The organism is Paenibacillus sp. MCAF9 (assembly GCF_052114265.1).
Lineage (GTDB): Bacteria > Bacillota > Bacilli > Paenibacillales > Paenibacillaceae > Pristimantibacillus.
On sequence record NZ_JBFREL010000004.1, the window covers coordinates 131506 to 155075 of the forward strand.

A 23570-nucleotide genomic window follows, 5' to 3' on the forward strand; every position below is an offset into this window, starting at 1 on the left:
GGGAATATGTGTTCCAATTGCCATCCATTCCATAATCAGGGATTATAGAACTGTTAATTGTCGAAAAAACTTGATTATAAGGCGGAGATGGGATTGGCTAGAAAATATCATTATTACAATGTTTATATAACTAAAGATGGAACAGCAACTAGATTATATTTTTCTGATCTAATTGATTTGATAAGGTTAACTGTTTCATGGCCAAATAGATTACGCAAAATTAAAAATTATCCAACAGCGCTCTTCGAGATCGCAGTACCTCAAGAAGATCAGCTTTGTAGAGTTGCAACAATTGGAAAGTATAGACAGAATGTTAAACCTTACCTAGGTGACATTAATACTAACCAAGCTCAAATGATTCAAAATGATGTTATTGAAATGACAACAATTGTAGCTATACCACAATCAAGATTAGTACTAATTGAGTTCAATTTTTATGGTATTAGGGCAAAAGACATACAAGAATATTTCAACACTTTTTTTAACGCAATAGCTCCAGGGAATAATTGGAATGTAGTGTTTGATTTTGTTAGTTCGGATAGAAGCATACATGACATTAGAACTTCTACTGACATTAAAGAAATTGATTTAAGAATTAATGCTGGAAGTGGAATGTTTGCAAGCATGCTTGAACAAGCTCAAACTGTTCAAAGGAAAAATTCATTATTTGGTAAGTTGATTAGTATTTCGAATGATATTAAAGAAGAGACTGAAGCTCCTATAGTTAATTTATCATTTGGGAAAGGGAGAAAACGAACTCTTGAACTAGATGCTAGAGAAATTATGAACCTTGTTGATTTATTGGATGTTGATAATAACGATGCTGTTGAATCATGTAAAGTTACTTATAAGAACCCAATAAGTGAAAAGTATGAGACGTTGGAATTAAAGAACGTCGGGGTGAGGAGCAACACTGTTTTAGAAAATGACAATGGTAATCATGGTTGGCAATTCATCGGTGATAAAATTCTTGAAAAATATATTGAATTAGGACGTCCAGCAAGTACTGTGTTTCTCGATAAGAGGATACAATTTATTGATGAGGAGATGCCAGAAATTAATCAACTTCCAGCCGCGCATTATCGGGTACAAGTAGTTGATGATGTCCGACAAGATTTAGAGGTGGAGGTTGATACTGCTTAAAATAATTTAAAAGGTAGTGTGATATGCTAAACCAAAGAAACATTAAATTATTGGACCGAATCGGCTGGTTTGTAGAACGTCCTTTGATATGGCTCATATGCGGAAGTTACTCATTGTTATTCTTAACAAGCGGAGTGGTATCTAATTTTGTTTATTCACAGAAAATTGAAGCAATCAACTCATTTCTCGTATTGAAGTATGATCAATTAATATCACTGAATATCGGTACTATTACAACTATCGCAGCTGTATTTGTTGGAATATATGTTACAGTATTATCTATTTTCGGAAGCTTAAAGGTAAATTCATTTTTAGCTCATTTAGACAAATCTGACGTGAGTAAACTAATCCATTATATACTTAGTGCTTTAATAGCATCTTTCTTAGTAATTTTTTATTCCTTAATAATGTTAGCTATACCTAATCCTTTTGTAAGATCATTTATGATTTTTATTTTGCTTATGTACATGTTATTGACGGCCTTTAGATTTGCTATGATTATTTCAGTTATTTATGCTCATGATCTGAATAGGATTATAAGTAATCTCGAGAAAGAAAAACAAGAAATTGAAGAAGATAAACATACGATGCATCTATTGGGAAAATACTTAGCTGAAAAAGAGCTTGAGGACCTAAGACATCGATCTTCAGTAACAGCTGCTATTCTTGAACAAAAAAGAAAGAATTAGGTAACGAATAATTAAGGTGTTATTTTGAGGAGCGAGAATATGCTTAAGTCCGGCTTTGTATGCAATACATAAAAGCCGCTTGCGAGTTTAAGGTTCGCTAAGCGGCTTTTCTTCATTAAAGGTGCCTTTGTATAAATCATCAAGCAGATGTGTGAGTACGATCTTCTTTGCAAGCCACATTAAGACCATCCCGGTGTCGATGCCTTTTGATTCGTCAAACCTTTCGATCTTCAGCCGTAGATCTTCTGCATTACGCTCAAGGTGTTCAACCAGCTTTTGACGATCAATGCTCAAGGCTGGCGCCCTCGATGTCTCGGATCGCAAACCATTCTCCATCCACCATGAAACGGCTTTGAAGCTGGTCTACCCGATCCACAACTCCAACTACAACCAGTTCTTCTGTCTCGTGAAACATCTGCAGGTTGATAAGCTGCCTCATCTTGAGTGATGCATCCACCAGCTGTGAGATGATTGCCCATTCCTGTTCGTCTAGTTCGATACGTTGTCGCTTCTTTTGGTCAGCTTCGAGCTGGTTAATCCTAACCTTATGCTCAGGGAGCATCATGCGGCTGCTTTCCCACAATCCATTTCCTTCGAGTTTCTTCCGTCCTGTATTCATTTTAGAACACCGTCCTTCTTCGTAGTGTTCTTATTATATGCGAACGTATGTTCTTTATTCAAGGTGTTGTAAAAGTAAATATAACAGGTTAATATGAAGAAGAGCCGTATGGGAAAGCATCCCTGCGGCTCTTCCTATTGATCAATCTTTTCAATACCCGTTAGCGTCTACCCTTATTTTTTGAAAAAGCACAGCCCCAATTCAGCCCCAAATCACTGCATCTTAAAACATGATTATGCATCCTTCCTAAAAGGACAGTATATAGAGTATCCCTTATTGGTAAGGTTCTTGACGATTTGAATAATCAGTTTGCATAGTTTGGGCATTACTAGATTTATTTCGACATTCCTTGTAAAATAAGGTTTGATCAACCGAAAGGGGCGTAATATTTATGTTGAAAATAGGTTCCCATGTATCATTTTCGGACAAGGGGCTGCTCACTGCAGCACAAGAAGCAGTATCGTATGGCTCAAGTACATTTATGATCTACACCGGCGCACCTCAGAATACAAGAAGGAAGCCGATCGATTCGTTATATATTGAAGAAGGAAAAGCGCTTATGGAGCAATCCGGTATGAGTGAGATTGTGGTTCACGCGCCTTATATTGTGAATCTTGGCTCATATAAGGATTCTACGTACGAGCTTGCGGTTTCTTTTTTACAAGAAGAAATTCGCCGTACCGATTACATCGGTGTACGTAATATTGTTCTTCATCCAGGTGCCTATACGGACAAGGATGCAGAATATGGCATCGCTCGTATAGCTGAAGGCTTGAATGAAGTGCTTGCAGGCACAAAAGAAACGAATGTTAACATCGCTCTTGAGACGATGGCAGGCAAAGGCACAGAAATTGGCCGCAGCTTCGAAGAGCTTGCGGCGATTATTGACAAAGTTCAGGATAACGAACGGTTAACTGTATGTATGGATACTTGCCACATGCATGATGCTGGTTACGACCTTGTTCATGATCTGGACGGGGTTCTTGAGCAGTTCGATCGTGTTGTTGGATTAAACCGTGTTGCCGTTGTTCACGTGAACGACAGCAAGAACTCACGCGGTGCTGGTAAAGACAGACATGCTCCAGTTGGCGCAGGCTGGCTTGGTCACGATGCCATTCAAAGAATCGTTGAACATGAAGGCCTTAAGGGGCGTCCGTTTATACTGGAAACGCCTTGGATTGGCAAGGAAGACAAGACTGAACGTCCTATGTATGAAGCGGAGATCGCTTTGCTGAGCGGCAATGGCAGAGCTCGTTTAGGTGAAAGCTTCTTTGAAGATGTGGAGCGCCTGCATCATTTCTTCGGCAAGCAAGAAATTGATTCCAGAGGTTTTGTACTCTCTACTTGGGATTTGCTAAAAAATGACGCAAAAGCAAAAAAAGCAGACCCGCGCGAGCCGATGGAGCGTCTGTTCGATCTTGTAATGGCAGGCGAAGCTTTGCCGGCAGGACTAACAGAAGAACAAATCAATCAGCGTATTACGGCTTGGTTTGGCGGCAAAGAGCTGCTTGCTAGACTTTAATTAAAGTTAACATTAATTCATATAGATCATTGCGAAAGGAAGTTTGAAGTCCATGTCATCACCATCCACCCCATCTGAAATAACCGTTGAAGCAGGTGGAAAGAGCGGGCGTGCGCGCATGCTTATTTCTTGTCCGGACCGCCCGGGCATCGTAGCTGCTGTTTCTCATTTCTTATATGAGCACGGGGCTAACATCGTTCAATCGGATCAATATACGATGGACCCGGAAGGCGGAATGTTTTTCATCCGTTTTGAATTTGATCTAGTTGATCTGGACAAGGAGCTTCCACTTCTCATGGAGGACTTCACCAGAGTAGCCGATCGGTTTGATATGAAATGGCATACATTCCGTGCCAGCCGCAAGAAACGTCTTGCTGTATTCGTTTCGAAAGAGGATCACTGCTTGCTAGAGCTGCTTTGGCAGTGGAAGGCAGGGGATCTTGATGCCGATATTTCAATGGTTATAAGCAACCACCCTGATATGCGCGAACTGGTCGAATCCTTTGGCATTCCGTATTACCATATCCCAGTTACAGCGACTACAAAAGAAGAAGCCGAGCGCAAACAGATGGAAGTTGTTGCAGATAAAGCGGATATCATTGTATTGGCGCGTTATATGCAAATCATTTCGCCTAAGTTCATTGAACAATTTCCAAATCGGATCATTAATATTCACCACTCATTCCTACCCGCTTTCGTTGGAGGCAAGCCTTATGCGCAGGCTTATACACGCGGTGTAAAAATTATCGGCGCGACAGCGCATTATGTAACAGAAGAATTAGACGGCGGGCCGATTATCGAGCAGGATGTTCAACGCGTCAGCCACCGTGACAACGTCGATGATTTGAAAAGAATCGGTCGGACAATTGAACGGGTCGTTCTCGCAAGAGCTGTGAAATGGCATATTGAAGATCGTGTAATCGTGCATAATAATAAAACTGTTGTATTCAACTAACTGTATTTTTATGCGAATTATCTATTTTTTTTGATGGAAAACGAGCATGCAGAGTGATACAATATTCAAAGTTATTGCGTACTGGTATGACGCTGTATCGTTGTTTTTAGAAACCATATAACGAGATGAAATTAGACAAGCTTAGACCATAGGAGGAAATTGTAATGTCAGTCACACAAAAGTCGGTTGAACAGCTTTCTATCGATACGATCCGTACACTTGCGATCGATTCCATCGAGAAAGCGAAATCAGGTCACCCTGGTATGCCAATGGGCGCTGCTCCAATGGGCTATCAATTATTTGCAAAAAATATGAAGCATAATCCATCGAACCCTACTTGGGTAAACCGTGATCGTTTTGTTTTGTCTGCGGGTCATGGCTCGATGCTGCTTTACAGCTTGCTTCACCTCTCCGGTTATGATCTGCCGATGGAGGAATTGAAAAACTTCCGTCAATGGGGCTCCCTAACACCAGGACACCCTGAGTTTGGCCACACGGCTGGCGTTGATGCAACAACGGGTCCACTTGGACAAGGTATCGCTATGGCGGTTGGTATGGCAATTGCGGAAGCACAGCTGGGCGCTACTTACAATAAAGAAGGCCACGAGCTTATTAACCACTTCACATACTCCATTTGCGGCGACGGCGACTTGATGGAAGGCGTCTCTCATGAGGCTGCATCCTTCGCAGGCCACCTGCAGCTCGGCAAATTGGTCGTTCTATATGATTCCAACGATATTTCGCTTGATGGCGAATTGGGCCTTTCTTATTCCGAGAGCGTTCAAAAACGTTTTGAAGGCTACGGCTGGCAAGTGCTTCGCGTAGAAGATGGAAACGATCTAGATGCTTTGTCCAAAGCCGTTGCTGAGGCGCAAGCAGATCTATCCAAACCAACTTTGATCGAAGTAAAAACAGTAATCGGCTATGGCAGCCCGAACAAAGGCGGCAAAGGCGGACATGCTGGTCCTCACGGATCACCGCTTGGTGCTGATGAGACAAAATTGACGAAACAAGCTTACGGTTGGTCTGAAGAGCTTCAGTTCCACGTGCCTGACGAAGTTCGCGCTCACTTTGCAGATGTGAAAAGCAGCGGCGAGCAAGCAAATGCACAGTGGGATGCAAGCTTCGCGTCTTATAAAGAAGCTTTCCCTGAGCTTGCAGCTCAGTTTGAGCTCGCTATCTCTGGCGCAATGCCTGAGGGCTGGGATGCTGACCTTCCTGTGTACACAACTGCGGACAACGCGGTATCAACTCGTGTAGCTTCAGGAAATGCACTTAACGGTCTTGCGAAAAACGTTCCGACTATTTTCGGCGGATCGGCTGACCTTGAAAGCTCAACAATGACTCATCTGAAAGGTTTGACGCAGTTCAAACCAGGCAGCTACGATGGCCGCAATCTTTATTATGGCGTACGTGAATTCGGTATGGCTGCTGCCATGAACGGTATTGCTCTTCACAGTGGTTTGAAAGTATTCGGCGGTACGTTCTTCGTATTCACAGATTACCTTCGTCCTGCTGTTCGTCTTGCTGCATTGATGAAGCTGCCTGTCGTTTATGTACTGACGCATGACAGTATCGCAGTTGGCGAAGACGGTCCTACACATGAGCCGATTGAGCAGCTTGCTTCGATCCGCATCATCCCTGATCTAACGGTTATCCGTCCAGCTGATGGCAACGAGACTTCCGCTGCATGGGCTTATGCTGTAGAGAACACTGGCAACCCGGTAGCACTAGTGCTTACTCGCCAAAACCTGCCAATTCTTGAAGGCACAGTGAACGGTGTTCATGAAAACCTTCGCCGCGGCGCATACGTTGTATCAGATGCAGCAGATGGCAAGCCGCAAGCACAAATTCTTGCAACGGGCTCCGAGGTTCAACTTGCTGTTGCAGCTCAAAAAGCTCTTGCAGAAGAGGGCATTCAAGTACGTGTTGTCAGCATGCCAAGCTGGGATTTGTTCGAGAAGCAATCGAAGGAATACAAAAATTCCGTCATTCTTCCTGAAGTTAAAGCCCGCCTTGCGATTGAAATGGCTCATCCATTTGGCTGGGAGCGTTACACAGGAGATCAAGGCGATATTCTTGCTATCGACCGTTTCGGCGCATCAGCACCTGGCGATCGCGTAATCAAAGAGTATGGCTTTACGGTCGAAAACGTTGTTAGCAAAGTGAAAGCATTGCTGTAATAGCTTGTTCAACAGATCATCAAAGCTTTAGCATCCGATATATAAGGGAGATTACGTCTACGATGTCTCAATTCGAAAATGTATCGATCGTCAAGAAGGCAAATGTTTACTTCGACGGTAAAGTAACAAGCCGTGCTGTATTGTTCGCTGACGGCACCAAAAAAACACTCGGCATCATGCTGCCGGGCGACTATGAGTTTGGAACAGACTGCGTTGAAATCATGGAAATTTTGGCTGGCGATTTGAAGGTGCTTCTGCCTGGTGAAACCGAGTGGCTGCACATTCAAGGCGAAGGCGAATTCACTGTGCCTGCGAACACGAAGTTTAAGCTTCAGGTTGCTGAAGTAACGGACTACTGCTGCTCGTATATTTACGAGTAAGTACAAAATTTGAAAAAAGGCTTCTTCGCTTCGGTGAAGAAGCCTTTTTTTTTTGCTGCCCGTTCGCAGCATTGACTTATAATATTCGTTATTTCGTGACAAAACTTGTTCAAAGCGAATTGTTTTGAGGTGTAGAATCGGATAAAGTTAATTCATATGCACCGTATTCCATGACTGGAGGATTTTTTGGATGAAGGAAAGAAACTATACACCGCTCATATCGATCTTAACAATTGTCCTTGTCGGGCTGATAGCTGTTTTGTTTTTTCTGCCGGCATACGAGGGAGAAATTCACTTTGACGTAACGATTTTGCCATTGCTGAATGCGATTTTTAACTGCTTTACTTTTATTGCACTCTGCATAGCGCTAACGGCGATTATGAGAAAAAATGTTCGGATGCACCGTGCGTTCATCGGCGCTGCATTTGTCTCCACAACGTTGTTCCTAGTTTCTTATGTAGCGTATCATTATCTAACGGAATCAACAAAATACGGAGGAGAAGGCATTCTTCGCTCGATTTATTTCTTCATCCTCATTACACACATCCTGCTAGCGATTGTTGTCGTTCCTCTAGCCCTAATATCGGTTGTACGCGGGCTGCAGATGAAAGTGGAGAAGCATCGTAAAATTGCAAGATGGACGATGCCGATTTGGCTGTATGTAAGTCTTACTGGCGTAATTGTTTACTTAATGATCTCGCCATATTATTAAGCAGTATTTCAAAGAAAAAGGGGTTGTCCACAGTGATTGATACACGCGGACAACCCCTTTTTAAATTAATCCCGTCCGCTAAGCTTGCGGCCGATCCATTGCTCGTAAGCTTGGCCTACGCTCGACATGTCAAGCTGGCTAAGTCCCATTGCATCACCAATTTGGAATAGGCTCTTCGTTGCTTCAAGCAGAGGAGTCGGCACATGCAGACTGTCCGAGAGGGCAGAGGATAACCTTAGATCCTTTAACATCAGCTCGAGCGAAAATTGAACGTCGTAATTGCCTTCAAGCAGCTTTGGTCCCTTCATTTCAGCTGCTCTGCTTGCTGCACCGCCAGATTGAACGAGCTCGACGAACGAGCTGCCGTCAATGCCGCCGCTCGCTGCTATCGCCATGCCTTCTGCAAGTGCCACAACGTTGATGCCAACAATCGTATTGTGGGCGAGCTTGGCAATGGAGCCGCTGCCGCTTGGGCCCATTGGAATGACTTTACGTCCCATAGCGAGCAAAACGTCTTGGACTTCCTCGATCTTGCCTGGATCGCCGCCAGCCATAAATACGAGTGTACCGCCTTCAGCGGCTGGCTTGCTGCCTGTAACCGGCGCATCTAGGAATACTGCTCCAATAGTATCCGCCGCTGCGGCAAGCTCCTTAGCAAGCGTTGGAGATATCGTGCTGCTGTCAATTAGCGTAATGCCTGCGCGAGCACCTGCAAAAATACCGTTTTCGCCAAAGTATACTTCACGGATTGCAGCATCATTACTAATCATTGTAATGACGATTTGTGCAGCACGCGCAACGTCAGCCGGTGATTCAAGCTCGGAGGCACCTAAGGCGAGCAAGGACTCTGCTTTACCAGGAGTTCGATTATAAACGACAACTTCAAATCCTTTGCGCAATAAATTAGCAGCCATTCCCATTCCCATTACACCTAACCCGATAAATCCGATCTTCTTCATAATCATATCCTCCACTTTGAATCGATTTTTGTTTAATTATACAGACACTTCATTAATTTTTCATCGTTTGTTGCTTGTTTTTATAAGGCAAATCCGATATTGTAGATGCTAAGTTGAAAAGCATTTTCAGGTGTAGAAGCCACATTGGTTTACAACATTCTAGGAGGTTTCCATTTACATGAGCAAAACAGTTCAGTTTGACTACAGCAAGGCTTTAGCATTCGTTGGCCAGCATGAAATCGATTATTTGACAGAATCCGTTCGTCTCGCACACGAGCAATTACATAACGGAACAGGTACAGGGTCAGATTACCTTGGTTGGATCGATCTTCCGACTAACTACGATAAAGAAGAGTTCGCTCGCATTCAAAAGGCTGCTGAGAAGATCAAATCGGATTCCGAAGTTCTAATCGTTATCGGTATCGGTGGATCTTACCTTGGTGCACGTGCAGCAATTGAGGCGCTGTCGCACTCGTTCTACAATATTTTGCCAAAAGAACAACGTAAAACACCGCAAGTTTTGTTTGCCGGCAACAACATCAGCTCGACCTATGTGACTCACCTTTTGCAATTGGTTGAAGGCCGCGACTGGTCGATTAATGTAATTTCGAAGTCAGGCACGACAACTGAGCCTGCGATTGCATTCCGCGTATTCCGTGCTGCACTTGAGAAACAATACGGCAAAGAAGAAGCGCGCAAACGCATTTACGCAACGACAGACAGCGAGAAGGGCGCACTGAAGAAGCTTTCCTCTGAGGAAGGTTATGAATCTTTTATTATTCCTGACGATGTTGGCGGACGCTACTCCGTGCTTACAGCAGTAGGCTTGCTGCCAATTGCAGCTGCAGGCATCAATATCGAATCCATTATGCAAGGTGCAGCAGACGCATCCAAAGAATACAGCAACCCTAATCTTGCAGAAAACGAAGCTTACCAATATGCAGCAGCACGCAATGCGCTGTACCGCAAAGGTAAAGTGACTGAAATTCTCGTTAACTACGAGCCATCGCTTCACTTCGTTTCCGAGTGGTGGAAACAGCTGTTTGGCGAAAGCGAAGGCAAAGACTTCAAAGGAATCTTCCCGGCAGCTGTAGATTTCTCGACAGATCTGCACTCGATGGGTCAATTTATCCAAGAGGGTAACCGCAATATTTTTGAAACTGTTATTCAAGTTCAAGAGGTGTCTGAGCATATCGCTATCGAACACGATGCAGCGGATCTTGATGGCCTCAACTTCTTGACAGGCAAAACGATGGATTTCGTTAACAAGAAGGCTTTTGAAGGAACGCTTCTTGCTCATACGGATGGACAAGTTCCGAACTTTATCGTCAACATCAAAGACATGACGCCATACACATTCGGCTATCTTGTGTATTTCTTCGAAAAAGCATGCGGAATCAGCGGTTACTTGATGGGTGTTAATCCATTTGACCAACCGGGTGTTGAAGCATACAAAAAGAACATGTTCGCTTTGCTTGGCAAACCGGGCTTCGAGAAAGAAAAAGCCGAGCTGGAAGCAAGGCTGTAATCAACCGGCTTGAACGGTATACGGGAGTCATAGCCTATGCTTGAGAAGTATAGAACAGTCAGGTCGCAGGCTAGCGCAGAGATCGTCATCAAAAAATCGCGGTTCATCGGGTATGCGAAGCCAGTGGAAACCGAAGAGGAAGCCGTTGCATTCATCAATGAGATTAAGCAGCTGCATAAGCAGGCGACCCATAACTGCTCGGCTTATATGGTGGGTGAGCGAGACCAGTTTCAGAAGGCATCGGATGATGGTGAGCCAAGCGGGACAGCGGGCAAGCCGATTCTCGAGGTTATCAAGCATAAGGGGCTTAAAAATGTCGCTGTCGTTGTGACGCGATATTTTGGAGGCATTATGCTCGGAGCAGGCGGTCTCGTTAGAGCTTATACGGATGGTGCTGTAGCCGGCATTGAAGCAGCAGATGAAATCGTCAATGTGCTTCACCGCGAAGTATTTGTTGATGTGGACTACACTTGGTATGGCAAGCTGGAAAATGAGCTGCATACGAAAGGTACACGCGTTGGCGGGACGGATTTTACCGATCGTGTCATCGTGCGCTGCCTGCCGGAAGAGCCTGAAGCAGATGCTTTTATCGCTTGGGTAACCGATCTGACACAAGGACAAGCGATCCTCTCCGAAGGAGAAAATGTCTATTATATCGAAGGTGAATAAGAAGAAGAGGAGTATCGGCTTAGGCTGATACTCCTCTTCTTTGTACTCAGAGGCTTGTATAACAAACAATCATAAGAAAAAGCTATAAAAGCAATAAGAATTTCCAAATTTATTATTGACTTAATCCCAGTTTGGATGCTACATTATCAATACCTAGTATCTTAATAGGAATTATGTTTTTAATTGTTTTGCTACACCTACGGCACGAGCCGATGGTCTGGAGGTAAAGTCACAGTGAATGCTTTGTTTCGTGGTAAAGGGTGGAGTTTTGGTTTTCGAAGCACCATAATGCTTTATTTTGTCATCTTAATTATTTTACCAATCGTTGGCATTTACACGCAATCATTTTCGCTTGGATGGACCCCTTTCTGGGAAAGCGTATCCGATCCACTAGCTTGGAAAGCGGTGCTGCTTACAGTAAAGTTGGCGGTTATCGCAACGGTACTCAATATGTTTTTGGGGACGATGATCGGATGGGTGCTTATTCGTTACCGGTTTCCCGGCCGTCGCTTGCTCAACAGTTTGGTTGACTTGCCGTTTGCACTACCTACAGCAGTAGGCGGACTTATGATCTTGCTCCTGCTAGGGCCTAATAGTCTAGTAGGCGGCCTAGCCCAAAAGATTGGCATCGAAATCGTGTTCCATGAGCCGGCAATTGTTGTCGCTATGCTGTTCGTTACCTTTCCTTTTGTTATTCGTGCCATCCAGCCTTTGCTTGAGGAAATGGATAAATCGGAGGAAGAAGCAGCCTATACGCTAGGCGCAACGCGCGCGAAAACGTTTTTTAGCGTTATTTTTCCTACGATGCTGCCAGGAATTTTGAGCGGCGCTATGCTGGCTTTCTCTCGCGGAATTGCGGAGTTTGGCGCAGTCGTACTCGTTGCAGGCAATATTCCAGGCAAGACGTTAATTGCCTCCGTTTATATTTTTGGAGAAATTGAAAGCAGTAATCCGCAGGGAGCTGCCGCTGTATCGGTGCTGCTGCTCACGCTGTCCTTCCTCATCTTATGGACGGTCAACCTCATTCAAGGCAGGAGGGGTGACCTATGATGAGAAGATTATGGATTACATTAACTTATATTATTTTTGGATTGCTGCTCATCGCGCCATTGATCAAAATTTTTACAGGGTCTTGGGCAGATGGCTGGAGCGGCTTTATAGAAGGCATTACTAGGCCGCAGTCGCTGCATGCTCTTATGATGACGGGAATTATCGTTGTTGTCGTTACAGCCTTAAATACGTTGTTTGGCATCATGCTTGCGATGTATCTCGTCCGGGCCGAATGGATTGGGAAAAGGATGAAGCGGCTGCTTAACAGCTTAGTCGATTTGCCCTTTGCGGTATCGCCAGTTATCGGCGGTTTGATGATCGTTCTTATTTTGGGACCTAATACAATTATCGGTGCATTGTTTGAGGATGCGGGCTTCAAAATCGTCTATGCGCTGCCAGGGATGATCCTAGCGACATTGTTCGTCACATTCCCGCTAATGGTACGCGAGGTTATGCCCGTGCTGCAGGAGATTGGAGCACAGCAGGAGGAAGCGGCATCAACGCTCGGCGCTTATTCCTGGTACACGTTCTGGAAAGTAACTTGGCCATCGATCCGGTGGGGGGTTATCTACGGCGTAGTATTGACTGTTGCACGGTCACTGGGAGAATTCGGAGCTGTACTCGTCGTCTCCGGCAATATTATGAATAAAACACAAACAGCGACTACACTCGTTTATCAAGATGTTGAAAATTTTAACGTTGTTGCCGCCAATGGAGTGGCTCTAGTTCTTGCGGCATTTTCAGTTGGACTGCTGCTGCTAATGGAATGGGCGAAAAAACGAAAGGAAGTGCATTAAGCCATGCATATTGAAGTACGGAACTTGAATAAAAACTTTGGCGATTTTCATGCAGTGAAGGATGTAAGCTTTGAAATCGAAAAAGGTCATCTGATCGGCTTGCTCGGACCGAGCGGCGGTGGTAAAACGTCCATACTTCGAATGCTGGCGGGTCTCGAGTCTCCTTCCTCAGGCGATATTCTGTTCCACGGCAAACGTGTGAACGATCTTCCGCCGCAGGAGCGCGGCATCGGTTTCGTATTTCAAAACTATGCGCTCTTCAAGCATATGACCGTATATGACAATATCGCATTTGGCTTAAAGGTGAAGAAGCAATCGAAGGAGCAAATTCGCGAGCGCGTTATGTACTTGGTAGAGCTTACGGGGCTAAAAGGTTTCGAGCATCGATACGCCCATCAGCTGTCAGGCGGACAACGCCAACGTGTTGCTTTCGCTAGAGCGCTCGCGCCTGAGCCGCAGCTGCTGCTCCTCGATGAGCCGTTTGCTGCTATCGATGCGAAGATCCGGACCGAGCTTCGCACATGGCTTAAAGAAATGATTGAGCGTGTCGGCATCACATCGATTTTCGTTACGCATGATCAAGAGGAAGCGATTGAAGTTGCCGATGAGATCATGATTATAAGCAAAGGCAAGCTAGAGCAAAAGGGCAGCCCGTGGGACATTTACAAAAATCCAGAGACACCGTTTGTAGCAAGCTTTATTGGCGAGTCTACTATCGTAGAAAATATCGCGGAGCTTAAAGGTTTTGAGGATGCAGCAAGCCGTCCGGGCACCAAAGCGCTTATCCGGCCTGAATATATTGAGATTGGCAAACCGGGCGAGATCAAGCTGGCTTCTGCTACGCTTGCCGGTAAAGTAAAACAGCTGCATTTCCGCGGCAGCGAGTGGATGGTTGAGCTGCTTGTTGGCGATACGAAGCTGATTACGTACCGTTCGCTGGAGCAAGAAGTGCTTCATCCCGGAGATGAGGTAAGGGTACTCGTCCATCGTGCTTATTTATTCAATGACAACGAAAGCTGGATTGCGGAAAATAAGTTGAAGGTTGACCCCATGCCTATTCACATTTAACCAATATGCTACGTAGAAAGAGTTGTATGCGAATATGAAAATCAATCTGGTAACAAGTCAGCGCATGCTTGTACTGCTGCTTGCTGCAGTTATGCTGATCGTATCGGCAGGCTGCAGTAAAGAGGAGCAGAAGAGCAACAATGCGGCTGGGTCTACCGTACAGGACGGCGATGTTACACTTGTAATCGGTGCGTATTCGGTAGTGAAGGATGCTTTCGCGGATTTGCTGCCTGCATTCCAAAAATATTGGCTGCAGGAGACAGGGCAAAAGGTCGTATTTCAGGAATCGTATGAGGCTTCAGGCACGCAGGCCAGGGCGATCGCTGGAGGTTTTGAAGCCGATGTTGCCGTGTTAGCTATGGAAGGTGATCTCGACAAAATAGCGAAGGCGGGTTTCATTACACATGACTGGAAGGCACAGAGCAATAATGGCATGATCACGAACTCCATCGTTGTATTGGGGACTCGTACCGGCAATCCGCTCGGAATTAAGGATTGGAATGATTTAACACGCGAGGGTGTGAAGGTGCTGTATCCGAATCCGAAAACTTCCGGCGGCGCTCAGTGGGACATTAACGCCATATATGGCGCTGGCCTTAAGCAGTCAGAGGAGCAGACGGGTACAAAGGATGCTGAATATGCGAAGCATTTTCTAAAAGCAGTCCATGCCAATGTGGAATCGCTTGATAAGAGCGGTCGCGCATCGATGGCAGCCTTCGAATATGGTGTAGGCGATGTCATCGTCACTTACGAGAACGAGCTGCTCGCTCGAATTAAGAAAGGCGTCAATTATGACATCGTTGTTCCAAAAGACACGATATTAATCGAGAATCCAGCAGCGATCGTGGATAAAAATGCGGATAAGCATGGTGTTCGCAAGGTAGCCGAGGCATTTATTGCCTTTTTGCAAACGGAGCAGGCACAGCGGCTTTTCGTGGATCATGGATTCCGCTCCGTAGACAAGAAGGTAGCTGCGGATACGAAAGACCGTTATGTGGTGCCGGAAGGATTGTTTGATATTTCTTACCTAGGCGGCTGGTCTGAGGTTAGAGAAAACCTTTATTCCAAAAAAGGCGTCTGGTATCAAGTGCTCGCTGATCTTTAATAAGATGTGTGAGGAAAGCTTTTAAAAAACCTCTGCGCCCTATGTCTCTCGTTTAAACGAGAGGCATAGGGTGCAGAGGTTTTTTTGATGAAAGCATGATGCTGCCATCGACTAAACGAATTATGAGCGATTTGTTTGCGATTGTTAAAATAAGTCTAAAAGATGCTGGGGAGCAGGCAAAGTTTCCGGGCTTTTTTTTGAATGTAAAGGCACTTCATGGGCCGAACGTACTAAAAATGATACTCCGCTGCGAATGATGTAGAACCGAGAGAAGCAAGGGCAAGGGGGAGAAATGATGAAGACGAATAAAACGTCGAATAAGAAAATGAAAAGGATAAAATACATTTTGATCATAGGTACAGCTTTGCTTATTATCGCTGTTTTAGGCGGATGGGGGGCATTTCGTTTCCTGATCGGCAAGCAGGATATTGGACAGCTTGAGGTGCCGCTGCCGGCAGCTACGATTTTGTATGATCAGCACGGAATGGAAGCTACCCGTATTTCTTTCAATAAAATTGATGAGATTGCCTATGAAGACATACCAAAACATATGGTTGATGCCGTTGTTGCGGTAGAGGACAGACGTTACTTCGAGCACGAAGGAATGGATATGCGGGCAATTAGCCGAGCGATTTGGACAAATATAACTTCAGGCGGGACCGTACAGGGCGGAAGCACGATAACACAGCAGCTCGCGAAAAATGTCTTTTTGTCGCAGGAGAGAACCTGGTCGCGGAAGTGGGATGAGCTGCTTTTGGCGAAAAAGATTGAGGAAAGCTACAGCAAAGAGGATATTATGGAGAAGTACCTCAACCAAATCTACTATGGTGATGGAGCATGGGGAATCGATAGAGCGGCGCATACGTATTTTGGCAAGCAGCCAAATCAGCTTAGCGTAGCGGAGGCAGCGCTGCTTGCTGGTCTAATCAAGGCGCCATCCGCCCTAACTCCTTATAAACATCTAGAAAAAGCGGTTGATCGAAGAAATGTGGTTCTTCAGCTTATGAAGGATCAAGCGCTGATTAGCGAGGATATATACAATAAGGCCATTCATGAGCCTGTGAAATTACTGAGCGCAAAGCCTAATCGAGTAGATGATATCAACTATCCTTATTATGTGGACCAGATCATTCGTGAGGCGATGACGCAATATGGGTTATCGGAAAATGAAGTGCTGCAGGGCGGGCTTCGAATCTATACTGCTTTGGATACGAAAATGCAGCAGTCGGCGGAACAGGTGTATGCGAAGGGATCACTATTCCCAAATAGTGCTGCAGACCAGCTCATTCAAAGCGGTGCTGTTCTGATTGATCCGCGTGACGGCGGAATTCGGGCGATTGTTGGCGGCAGAGGGGAGCAGCCATTTCGCGGCTTTAACCGAGCGACGCAGCTAAGTCGTCAGCCAGGCTCAACGATCAAGCCCATCGCTGTATACACGCCAGCGCTGGAGCTTGGCTATAAGCCAAGCGATGATCTAGTTGATGAACCGATCAATATTAACGGCTATGAGCCAAAAAATGCAGACGGCTCTTTTCATGGCAGAGTGTCACTTTATGAAGCGCTTATTAACTCTTACAATATACCCGCTGTGAAGCTGCTTAATGAAATGGGTATTGAAAAAGGAATGGATGCGGCGGCGCGTTTCGGCATTCCTCTGACAGATGAGGATCGCTCGCTGGGGCTTGCGCTCGGCGGTCTTCATGAGGGTGTATCGCCGCTTCAGATGGCTGAAGCTTTTGGCGTATTCGCAAGTGATGGCGTTCGTAATCATGCGCATACCATAACTCGCATCGAATCGGCAGACGGCAGCGTACTGGCTGAATTCAAGCAGAGTGAAGGCAGTGTGAAAGTAACGGAGCCAGAAATTGCCCGAACGATGACAGCTATGTTAGAGGGAGTCATAAAGGATGGGACGGGTACTGCTGCAATGCTTGAAGGCCGTCCAGTTGCAGGGAAATCTGGAACGACACAAATGCTAGGCACGACAGGCTACGGCGCAAAGGACAATTGGTTCGTTGGCTACACTCCGCAGCTTGTAGGCGCGGTGTGGCTTGGGTACGATCAAAGCGACAGCAGCCATTATTTGTCGACGAGCTCAAAGGCTGCGGCTGTTGTCTTTCAAGCTATATTCGCAGATGCATTAAAGGATGAGCCGGTTATACCGTTTCCTAAGGCACCAGATCTTTTGCCGAAGAAGAAGGATAAGGAAAAAGAAAAAAATAATATATCAAACAAAGATGATGATTCTGATAAGAAACGGGATTGGAAGAAGGATAGGGAAGAAAGGAAAAAACAGAAGGAAAAAGAAAGAGAACAAGAAAAAGAGAGAAAGAAAGAGAGGCACAAGGATAAAGATAAGGATAAGGATAAGGATAAGGATAAGGATAAAAACTGAGGAATAGGGCGTGATAACGTAATAGGGAATTGGTGAAAGGTTATAACAACTAAGGAGGATCAAGTTTTTAATAATATAAGCTTGTACAGGAAAAAATGCAATTGTCGGACAACCATTGTATAATGAATAGGCTATTAACTATTTTTTCTATGGTTAATTAATTTTCGAGTGAAAAAGGGGAGTATTATCCTATGTCAACAATTAACGTGTTTGTTACAAACTGGTTGAATCATCGTAAAGTATTGCTTGCTATGCTTGATACTGTGCAAAATGAAAACCTCCAATATAAGCCTTGGGAAAAGGCAATGTCGTTGTCAACTCTTGTTCTCCATATCAATGGAGCAATGGACATGTTCGCACAAACGGTAAAAAACGGCGTGTTCACGCCACCTTCAACAGCTAAACAAGCTGAAACGATTGAAGAGCTGAAAGCGATCGTAGCAGCAGATACCGCTTCAACGAAAGCATTGCTAGAATCTTTAACGGATGAGCAATTGGAAAAAGAGATCGACTTCCATGGCATGAAAATGGCTGGAAGCATTTTGCTCGAGAATGGCAAGGATCATGAAATTCATCACAAAGGTCAATTGTTCATTTATCTGCGCTTGCTGGGCATCGAAACATTGCCGTTTTTCGTAAGCAGATAATAGGAATTGTATTATAAGGGGAGGAGTTCATACATCAGGCCGTTGGTCTCATGAAGCAACTCCTCCTTTTTATTAACTCCTCCTACTTGGCAACTCCTATCAAATTTATAGAATAGGAATGAAGAGACGATGATCAAAATAAACAGTTCAGAATTGAACGCTGCTTTTCAAGCATTTATTGGCAAGGAAGTTTATATTCATAGTGAAGCGACCTCTTTCGTCTTTGTCCGAAACTTCAAGGTTAGCCTCACTGAAGCCCATATTGCTGGCGAGGGTTCATACCGGATAGCTCTTCGCTTTGATGAGCTTGGCTGGCTGCGTACAGAAGCACTCACCCATTATGAAGTAACGGTGGAGGGGAAGCTATTACTGGCGGGTTACGATGATAAAGGCAGAATGAACGTTGCTCTGCAGCTTGGAAAGGAGCCGTTTCCGGAATGAGTGAAAAAGCAGTTAAAAAGCTATTAGCTGTGTTTGCGCATCCTGATGATGAATCCTTTATTTGCGGAGGAACATTGGCAAAGTATGCAAGCATGGGAGTTGAAATTACTCTCGTAAGTGCGACAAAAGGCGAAATGGGACGTCGAATGGGAAACCCGCCTTATGTGAATCGAGAGACTATGCCTGATATTCGGGAAAAAGAGCTGCGGAATGCTTGCGAGGCACTTGGCATTCCAAATCTTATTTTTTTTGATATCCGTGACAAGATGGTTGAATTTTACGATTCGGAGAGCCTCATCTCAAAAATAGGCGTACTTATGGATGAGATCAATCCGGATATAGTCCTTACATTCCATGAAATTTTGGGCGGACACCCTGATCACTGCGCAATCGGAAAAGCAACAACTACCGCTTTCCACCGCAGCAAGCAGCCGGGTTCGCTTTATTTCATCAGTTTCGGCGATATGATGAATGCTCCGGAACGATTTGGTTACACGAAGCAGGACATTGTCAAAATTGATGTTCGTAATCAGTTAGAAGCCAAGCTTGCTGCGTTTCGTGCGCATCGCTGTCAAACCGAAATGGACGAATGGGTATGGGAAGCAGACAGCGCGGCATTGGCACGCTTTGGCAAGTATGAGTATTTTATACAAAGCAATCAAACGATTATGCCAAAAACTGCGGATGATCTTTTTTAATAAACGCACATACGAAACAGGCAGTCTTCAAGCAGCTTAATCTGCTGAAAGACTGCCTGTTTTTATTTTGTTTAAAACATTGGAAATACATATCGAACAAGAAAATATAGAGCTCCGAAGAAGATAATAATGTAGGCAGCATATTTGATGAATGTAGACGCCACTAAACTTGAATCTGATTTCTTTTCAACATGTCTTTCTTCAATCTCTAAATTTTGTTGCCTTGTCGTCATTTGAATCACTCCCTCAGTAAGTTTGATAATATTGAATACCCTGTTGGGGGAATGATGAATCAATGGCGTGCAGAAAATCGTTTATATATCGATGTTTTTCGATCATTTCTTGGGAAATAGTCGAGATAGGTAAATGGTAACCTAATCATTTTGTACCATTGAATCTGTCATGAGGAAGATGGATAATAACGGAAAAGGCATTTCTTTTTTTACAGTGAGTAAAAAGGGTTTACCCTTTTTTTTGAGAATTGAGGTTCTTTTTTACGAAGTTCTGAATATCTTAGTTAACGAAGCCCTATTGTTGCAGGTACACCTTTATTCTGCAAAACAATAGAATAGGGCAACAGGAGGCATATAAGTTGAACGAAGCAAGGAAGCCTTTACAGCTAAGTACACAGATGAGCCATAGCCACAGGGACATCCTACTTGAAATTGAGGAAACGATTGCGGAATTGGAAATCTACTTGGAGACAAACCCGGATGATGAGATCGCTTTGGTGCAATATGAGCAGTTTTTGAATAAACGCGAGGATTTCACTTATTTTTTGGCGGAGCCGTATGGGAAAGCATCTCAATCTGTCATGCAGGCGTAATCAAATAGAGCAAGGATGTCAATAACATGGACATGCATGGTTCGGAAGAGCTGCTTGATTGCAGCTAGGCTATGGGGAAATAAAGATTAGATCTGGCAATAGGAGTCAAAAGGATGCCAAGGAGCGAACAGCTGCCCTTGGCATTATTTTATTTTGATTAGCGTATGATGAGACGAATGTGCTTAGGAAGGCATTCGAAATTTTAGTGTCCAGTATGGGAATGAAAGAGAGGGTCTGAAGGGGGATGGGGAAATAACCGCAAAATTAAATAAATAAAAGTTTAGCGAAAATACTAATTGAAAATGATTTTCATTCGCTGTATAATGAGAAACGGTATCAATATAATGATACTAATTATCATTATCATACAGGAGGAAACAAAGTGAAACGAGCAGGATGGAAGATTGGTATTATGACTTTATTATTAGCGACTACGGTAGCATGCGGAAACAATGCAAATAAGCCAGAACAGGTGACTGGAAACACAGCAACAGAGCAGCCAAGCCCGGCTGCAACGAAAGCTCCTGTGTCTGATTCTAAAATAGAAGTAGATGAAACAAAAGCAGCGGAACTGATTGCACAGTTCAATAACCAAGCTCCATCATCAACGGTAACCATATCAGTAGCTATTGCTGAGCTTTTAAATGAGCTTGGAATTGAGACAGCCGGTGTTCCAACGACGAAGAACAAATTGCCAGAAGCTTTCGTTAACCTGCCTCGAATCGGCTCATCCCATCAGCCGGATCTAGAGCAAATTGCGAAGCTGCAGCCTGGTGTCATTCTTGGACCAAGCTCCATTAAGGATAGTTTGGATAAGTCCTTTAAACCAGCGAATTTACCTACAGCTTATTTGCCTGCGGACTCCTTAGACGAGTTGAAACTCAGCACGGTAGTTCTAGGTCGAGTGTACGGGAAAGAAGACAAAGCAAATGAAGTATTACAGAAGCTGAGCGAACAAGAAGCGGAAGCAGTTAAGCTCTCCGAAGGCAAAGATGCTCCAAGCGTAATGGTTCTATTCGGTTCTGCTGAATCATTAATGTTCATGAACGATAGTACTTTTGTAGGCAGCTTGGCGAAGAAGCTAGGAGCAAAAAACGTATTATCAGAAGTATTGAAAAAAGAAGATGCTTATGTACCACTTGATATGGAAAGCATCGTAACGGCTAATCCAGATATTATTTTGCTAGTTGCTCATGGTGATCCTTCTGCTGTTACGAAGCAGCTTGAAGATGATGTGAAGAAGAACGGAGCTTGGGAGAAGCTGAACGCATTCAAAAACGGCAAGCTGATTGCACTTGATTATAGCTTGTATGGAGTAGCTTCGTTAGTAAATGCACCAAATGCATACCAAGATATGGCGAAAATTTTGTATAACTAATGAAAGGGAGCTTAGAGGTGATGGATAATAAGAAAATGAGAACGACCACGCTTCTAGCTCTCTCATTTTTGTTGCTGATTGTGGCTATTTTGTTCTCAGTTGCGCTTGGTAGTGCAAGATTTGATCTAGCTTCTACTTTTCAAGCGATACTAGGCAATGGGAATGAAGCGGCAAATTCTGTGCTTTGGGATATTCGAATCCCTAGAGTATTTCTTGCTTTGATAATCGGCGCGAACCTTGCTGCATCTGGAGCTTTGCTGCAAGCAGTTATGTTAAATCCACTGGCAGATCCGGGGCTAACTGGTGTTTCTTCCGGGGCAGCGGTTACCGTATTATTCATTATGCTAGTCATGCCTAGCTATTCATCGTTTATTCCGTTAGCTGCAATTATTGGCGGCGGTATTGCTGCCGGAATGGTTTATACTTGGGCATGGAACAAGCAAACAGGTTTTACACCTGTTCGCATCATTCTTTCGGGTGTCGCCGTAAATGCGGTATTTGGAGGAATGATCGGCCTGCTCTCCATCAAATACAGCGATAAGCTGCCTGGCGCACTTGCATGGATGAACGGGAGTTTGGCAGGCAAAGGAATGGGCGATGTGCTCATGATATTGCCCTATTCGATTATTGGATGGATTGCCGCGATTCTATGTATTCGGCAAGCGAATATATTACGTTTAGGCGAGCAAGTAGCACATAACTTGGGGCAAAACCTTAATCGAAGCCGCTTGATCCTGTCTTTTGTGGCGGTGTACTTAGCTGCTGTCTCAGTGTCGACAGTAGGTCTTGTTGGGTTTATTGGCTTAATTGTGCCACATATGGCTCGTTTATTAATTGGCACAAATTATCGCCACACGCTGCCGCTTAGCTTAATACTTGGGGCACTGCTTCTCTTAGTGGCAGATACGATTGGGCGGACTGCCTTCGGCTCTGTAGGGGTGCCTGCAGGTATCGTCATGGCATTGGCAGGAGGTCCGTACTTCCTCTATTTGATGCGAAAAGGAGGGGTCTAAGTTGTTAAAGGTCCAATCGTTGAATATTCGTTACGCGGATCGTACAATAGTGAGCGACTTTTCTCTCGATGTGAATGAGGGAGAAGTGGTATCCATTATTGGACCGAACGGCTCGGGAAAGTCGACTATTTTGAAGGCTGTATCTCGAATGATTCCATGCGTTAGCGGACGCGTCTGTATTGCCGATCAAGAGATTCGCTCGCTTAGTACGAAGCAAGTATCGCAAATGCTGTGCATGCTTTGTCAGAAGAACGTCAGTCCGTCCGACATGACAGTAGAGGAATTGGTTGGTTATGGGCGAATTCCTCATAAGAAATGGTATGAGCGTCTGGATGCTGAAGATTATAAGGTCGTACATTGGGCGCTTGAACAGACGGGCATGATGGAGTTTAAAGACAGACTCATCGTATCCCTCTCTGGTGGAGAAGCACAGAAGGCATGGCTTGCTATGGCGCTCGCTCAAAGACCTAAGGTGCTTCTACTCGATGAGCCCACTACTTATCTGGACATCGCACATCAACTGGAAGTGCTTGAACTTGTGCGACGACTAAATCGTGAATTGAAGCTGACGGTTATAATGGTGCTGCATGATTTGAACCATGCATCCGCTTATAGCGATAGGGTTTGTGTGATTAAGAATGGGGATAAACATGTATTTGGTAAGCCGAAGGATGTTTTTACGATGGAGCTGATTCGCAGTGTCTACGGTGTGGAAACAGAAATTCAGCAAATGCCCGAAAGCGCTAGTCCACGAATTCACGTATTAAAAAAAGTTTTATGAGAAAAGCGAGGG

Annotated in this window: 24 protein-coding genes; 21 read left to right on the top strand and 3 right to left on the bottom strand. The window is 44.5% G+C overall.

Annotated features, from left to right (window positions below):
• The first annotated feature begins 93 nt into the window (after positions 1-93).
• A complete protein-coding gene (locus AB4Z45_RS08635) occupies positions 94-1143 on the top strand; it encodes a hypothetical protein (RefSeq protein WP_441908754.1) in 1050 nt (349 codons plus the stop codon).
• A gap of 23 nt (positions 1144-1166) precedes the next feature.
• Positions 1167-1832 (top strand): hypothetical protein, encoded by a 666-nt coding sequence (locus AB4Z45_RS08640; RefSeq protein WP_441908755.1) that lies wholly within the window; start codon positions 1167-1169, stop codon positions 1830-1832.
• Between the two features lie 87 nt (positions 1833-1919).
• Here the strand turns inward: AB4Z45_RS08640 and AB4Z45_RS08645 are convergent, their stop codons facing one another.
• Both AB4Z45_RS08645 and AB4Z45_RS08650 read right to left on the bottom strand, forming a co-directional pair.
• The gene (locus AB4Z45_RS08645; RefSeq protein ID WP_441908756.1) at positions 1920-2126 is read right to left on the bottom strand and encodes a hypothetical protein; all 207 of its coding nucleotides are present in this window, start codon (positions 2124-2126) and stop codon (positions 1920-1922) included.
• On the bottom strand, positions 2116-2451 hold the full coding sequence (locus tag AB4Z45_RS08650; RefSeq protein ID WP_441908757.1) for a YolD-like family protein: 336 nt from the start codon (positions 2449-2451) through the stop codon (positions 2116-2118). Before AB4Z45_RS08650 ends, AB4Z45_RS08645 begins: the two co-directional genes overlap by 11 nt.
• A 391-nt stretch (positions 2452-2842) precedes the next feature.
• On the opposite strand from AB4Z45_RS08650, the gene AB4Z45_RS08655 reads away from it, so the two are divergent.
• The 5 genes from AB4Z45_RS08655 to AB4Z45_RS08675 all read left to right on the top strand — a co-directional run bounded on the left by AB4Z45_RS08655 (position 2843) and on the right by AB4Z45_RS08675 (position 8203).
• Complete coding sequence (locus AB4Z45_RS08655; RefSeq protein WP_441908758.1) at positions 2843-3973, top strand: deoxyribonuclease IV; 1131 nt, start codon at positions 2843-2845, stop codon at positions 3971-3973.
• 52 nt (positions 3974-4025) lie between these two features.
• Positions 4026-4928, top strand: a complete 903-nt coding sequence (gene purU, locus AB4Z45_RS08660; RefSeq protein WP_339207517.1) for a formyltetrahydrofolate deformylase — start codon at positions 4026-4028, stop codon at positions 4926-4928.
• Positions 4929-5092: 164 nt separating this feature from the next.
• On the top strand, positions 5093-7111 hold the full coding sequence (gene tkt, locus AB4Z45_RS08665; protein WP_441908759.1) for a transketolase: 2019 nt from the start codon (positions 5093-5095) through the stop codon (positions 7109-7111).
• A gap of 62 nt (positions 7112-7173) precedes the next feature.
• The gene (gene ppnP / locus AB4Z45_RS08670; RefSeq protein WP_441908760.1) at positions 7174-7491 is read left to right on the top strand and encodes a pyrimidine/purine nucleoside phosphorylase; all 318 of its coding nucleotides are present in this window, start codon (positions 7174-7176) and stop codon (positions 7489-7491) included.
• Positions 7492-7681: 190 nt separating this feature from the next.
• The gene (locus AB4Z45_RS08675; RefSeq protein ID WP_441908761.1) at positions 7682-8203 is read left to right on the top strand and encodes a DUF420 domain-containing protein; all 522 of its coding nucleotides are present in this window, start codon (positions 7682-7684) and stop codon (positions 8201-8203) included.
• Positions 8204-8268: 65 nt separating this feature from the next.
• Here AB4Z45_RS08675 and AB4Z45_RS08680 read toward each other — a convergent pair whose 3' ends face one another.
• Positions 8269-9168 carry an NAD(P)-dependent oxidoreductase gene (locus AB4Z45_RS08680; protein WP_441908762.1) on the bottom strand — a complete coding sequence of 300 codons (900 nt, stop codon included), beginning with the start codon at positions 9166-9168 and terminating at the stop codon, positions 8269-8271.
• A gap of 172 nt (positions 9169-9340) precedes the next feature.
• Between AB4Z45_RS08680 and AB4Z45_RS08685 the strand changes: the two genes are divergently transcribed.
• The 14 genes from AB4Z45_RS08685 (at position 9341) to AB4Z45_RS08750 (ending at position 23558) form a co-directional block, all read left to right on the top strand.
• On the top strand, positions 9341-10690 hold the full coding sequence (locus AB4Z45_RS08685; RefSeq protein ID WP_076271049.1) for a glucose-6-phosphate isomerase: 1350 nt from the start codon (positions 9341-9343) through the stop codon (positions 10688-10690).
• A gap of 36 nt (positions 10691-10726) precedes the next feature.
• On the top strand, positions 10727-11359 hold the full coding sequence (locus AB4Z45_RS08690; protein ID WP_441908763.1) for a YigZ family protein: 633 nt from the start codon (positions 10727-10729) through the stop codon (positions 11357-11359).
• A 288-nt stretch (positions 11360-11647) separates the two neighbouring features.
• On the top strand, positions 11648-12409 hold the full coding sequence (gene cysT / locus AB4Z45_RS08695; RefSeq protein ID WP_076271066.1) for a sulfate ABC transporter permease subunit CysT: 762 nt from the start codon (positions 11648-11650) through the stop codon (positions 12407-12409).
• Positions 12409-13206, top strand: a complete 798-nt coding sequence (locus AB4Z45_RS08700) for a sulfate ABC transporter permease (RefSeq protein WP_441879435.1) — start codon at positions 12409-12411, stop codon at positions 13204-13206. Before cysT ends, AB4Z45_RS08700 begins: the two co-directional genes overlap by 1 nt.
• Before the next feature lie 3 nt (positions 13207-13209).
• Positions 13210-14274, top strand: a complete 1065-nt coding sequence (locus tag AB4Z45_RS08705; protein WP_441908764.1) for a sulfate/molybdate ABC transporter ATP-binding protein — start codon at positions 13210-13212, stop codon at positions 14272-14274.
• Positions 14275-14308: 34 nt separating this feature from the next.
• On the top strand, positions 14309-15379 hold the full coding sequence (locus tag AB4Z45_RS08710) for a sulfate ABC transporter substrate-binding protein (protein ID WP_441908766.1): 1071 nt from the start codon (positions 14309-14311) through the stop codon (positions 15377-15379).
• Between the two features lie 292 nt (positions 15380-15671).
• The gene (locus AB4Z45_RS08715) at positions 15672-17774 is read left to right on the top strand and encodes a transglycosylase domain-containing protein (protein WP_441908768.1); all 2103 of its coding nucleotides are present in this window, start codon (positions 15672-15674) and stop codon (positions 17772-17774) included.
• A 191-nt stretch (positions 17775-17965) separates the two neighbouring features.
• Positions 17966-18421 carry a DinB family protein gene (locus tag AB4Z45_RS08720; RefSeq protein ID WP_441908770.1) on the top strand — a complete coding sequence of 152 codons (456 nt, stop codon included), beginning with the start codon at positions 17966-17968 and terminating at the stop codon, positions 18419-18421.
• A gap of 129 nt (positions 18422-18550) precedes the next feature.
• The gene (locus tag AB4Z45_RS08725; protein WP_441908771.1) at positions 18551-18862 is read left to right on the top strand and encodes a DUF1806 family protein; all 312 of its coding nucleotides are present in this window, start codon (positions 18551-18553) and stop codon (positions 18860-18862) included.
• Positions 18859-19560, top strand: a complete 702-nt coding sequence (locus AB4Z45_RS08730) for a PIG-L family deacetylase (RefSeq protein ID WP_441908772.1) — start codon at positions 18859-18861, stop codon at positions 19558-19560. The genes AB4Z45_RS08725 and AB4Z45_RS08730 overlap by 4 nt, the downstream gene beginning before the upstream one ends.
• 592 nt (positions 19561-20152) lie before the next feature.
• Positions 20153-20386 carry a hypothetical protein gene (locus AB4Z45_RS08735; protein ID WP_076268049.1) on the top strand — a complete coding sequence of 78 codons (234 nt, stop codon included), beginning with the start codon at positions 20153-20155 and terminating at the stop codon, positions 20384-20386.
• A 382-nt stretch (positions 20387-20768) separates the two neighbouring features.
• A complete protein-coding gene (locus AB4Z45_RS08740) occupies positions 20769-21764 on the top strand; it encodes an ABC transporter substrate-binding protein (RefSeq protein WP_441908773.1) in 996 nt (331 codons plus the stop codon).
• Positions 21765-21784: 20 nt separating this feature from the next.
• Positions 21785-22777: a FecCD family ABC transporter permease gene (locus AB4Z45_RS08745; RefSeq protein ID WP_441908774.1), complete on the top strand. Its 993-nt coding sequence runs from the start codon at positions 21785-21787 to the stop codon at positions 22775-22777.
• Between the two features lies 1 nt (position 22778).
• A complete protein-coding gene (locus AB4Z45_RS08750; RefSeq protein ID WP_076268047.1) occupies positions 22779-23558 on the top strand; it encodes an ABC transporter ATP-binding protein in 780 nt (259 codons plus the stop codon).
• The last annotated feature ends 12 nt before the right edge of the window (positions 23559-23570 follow it).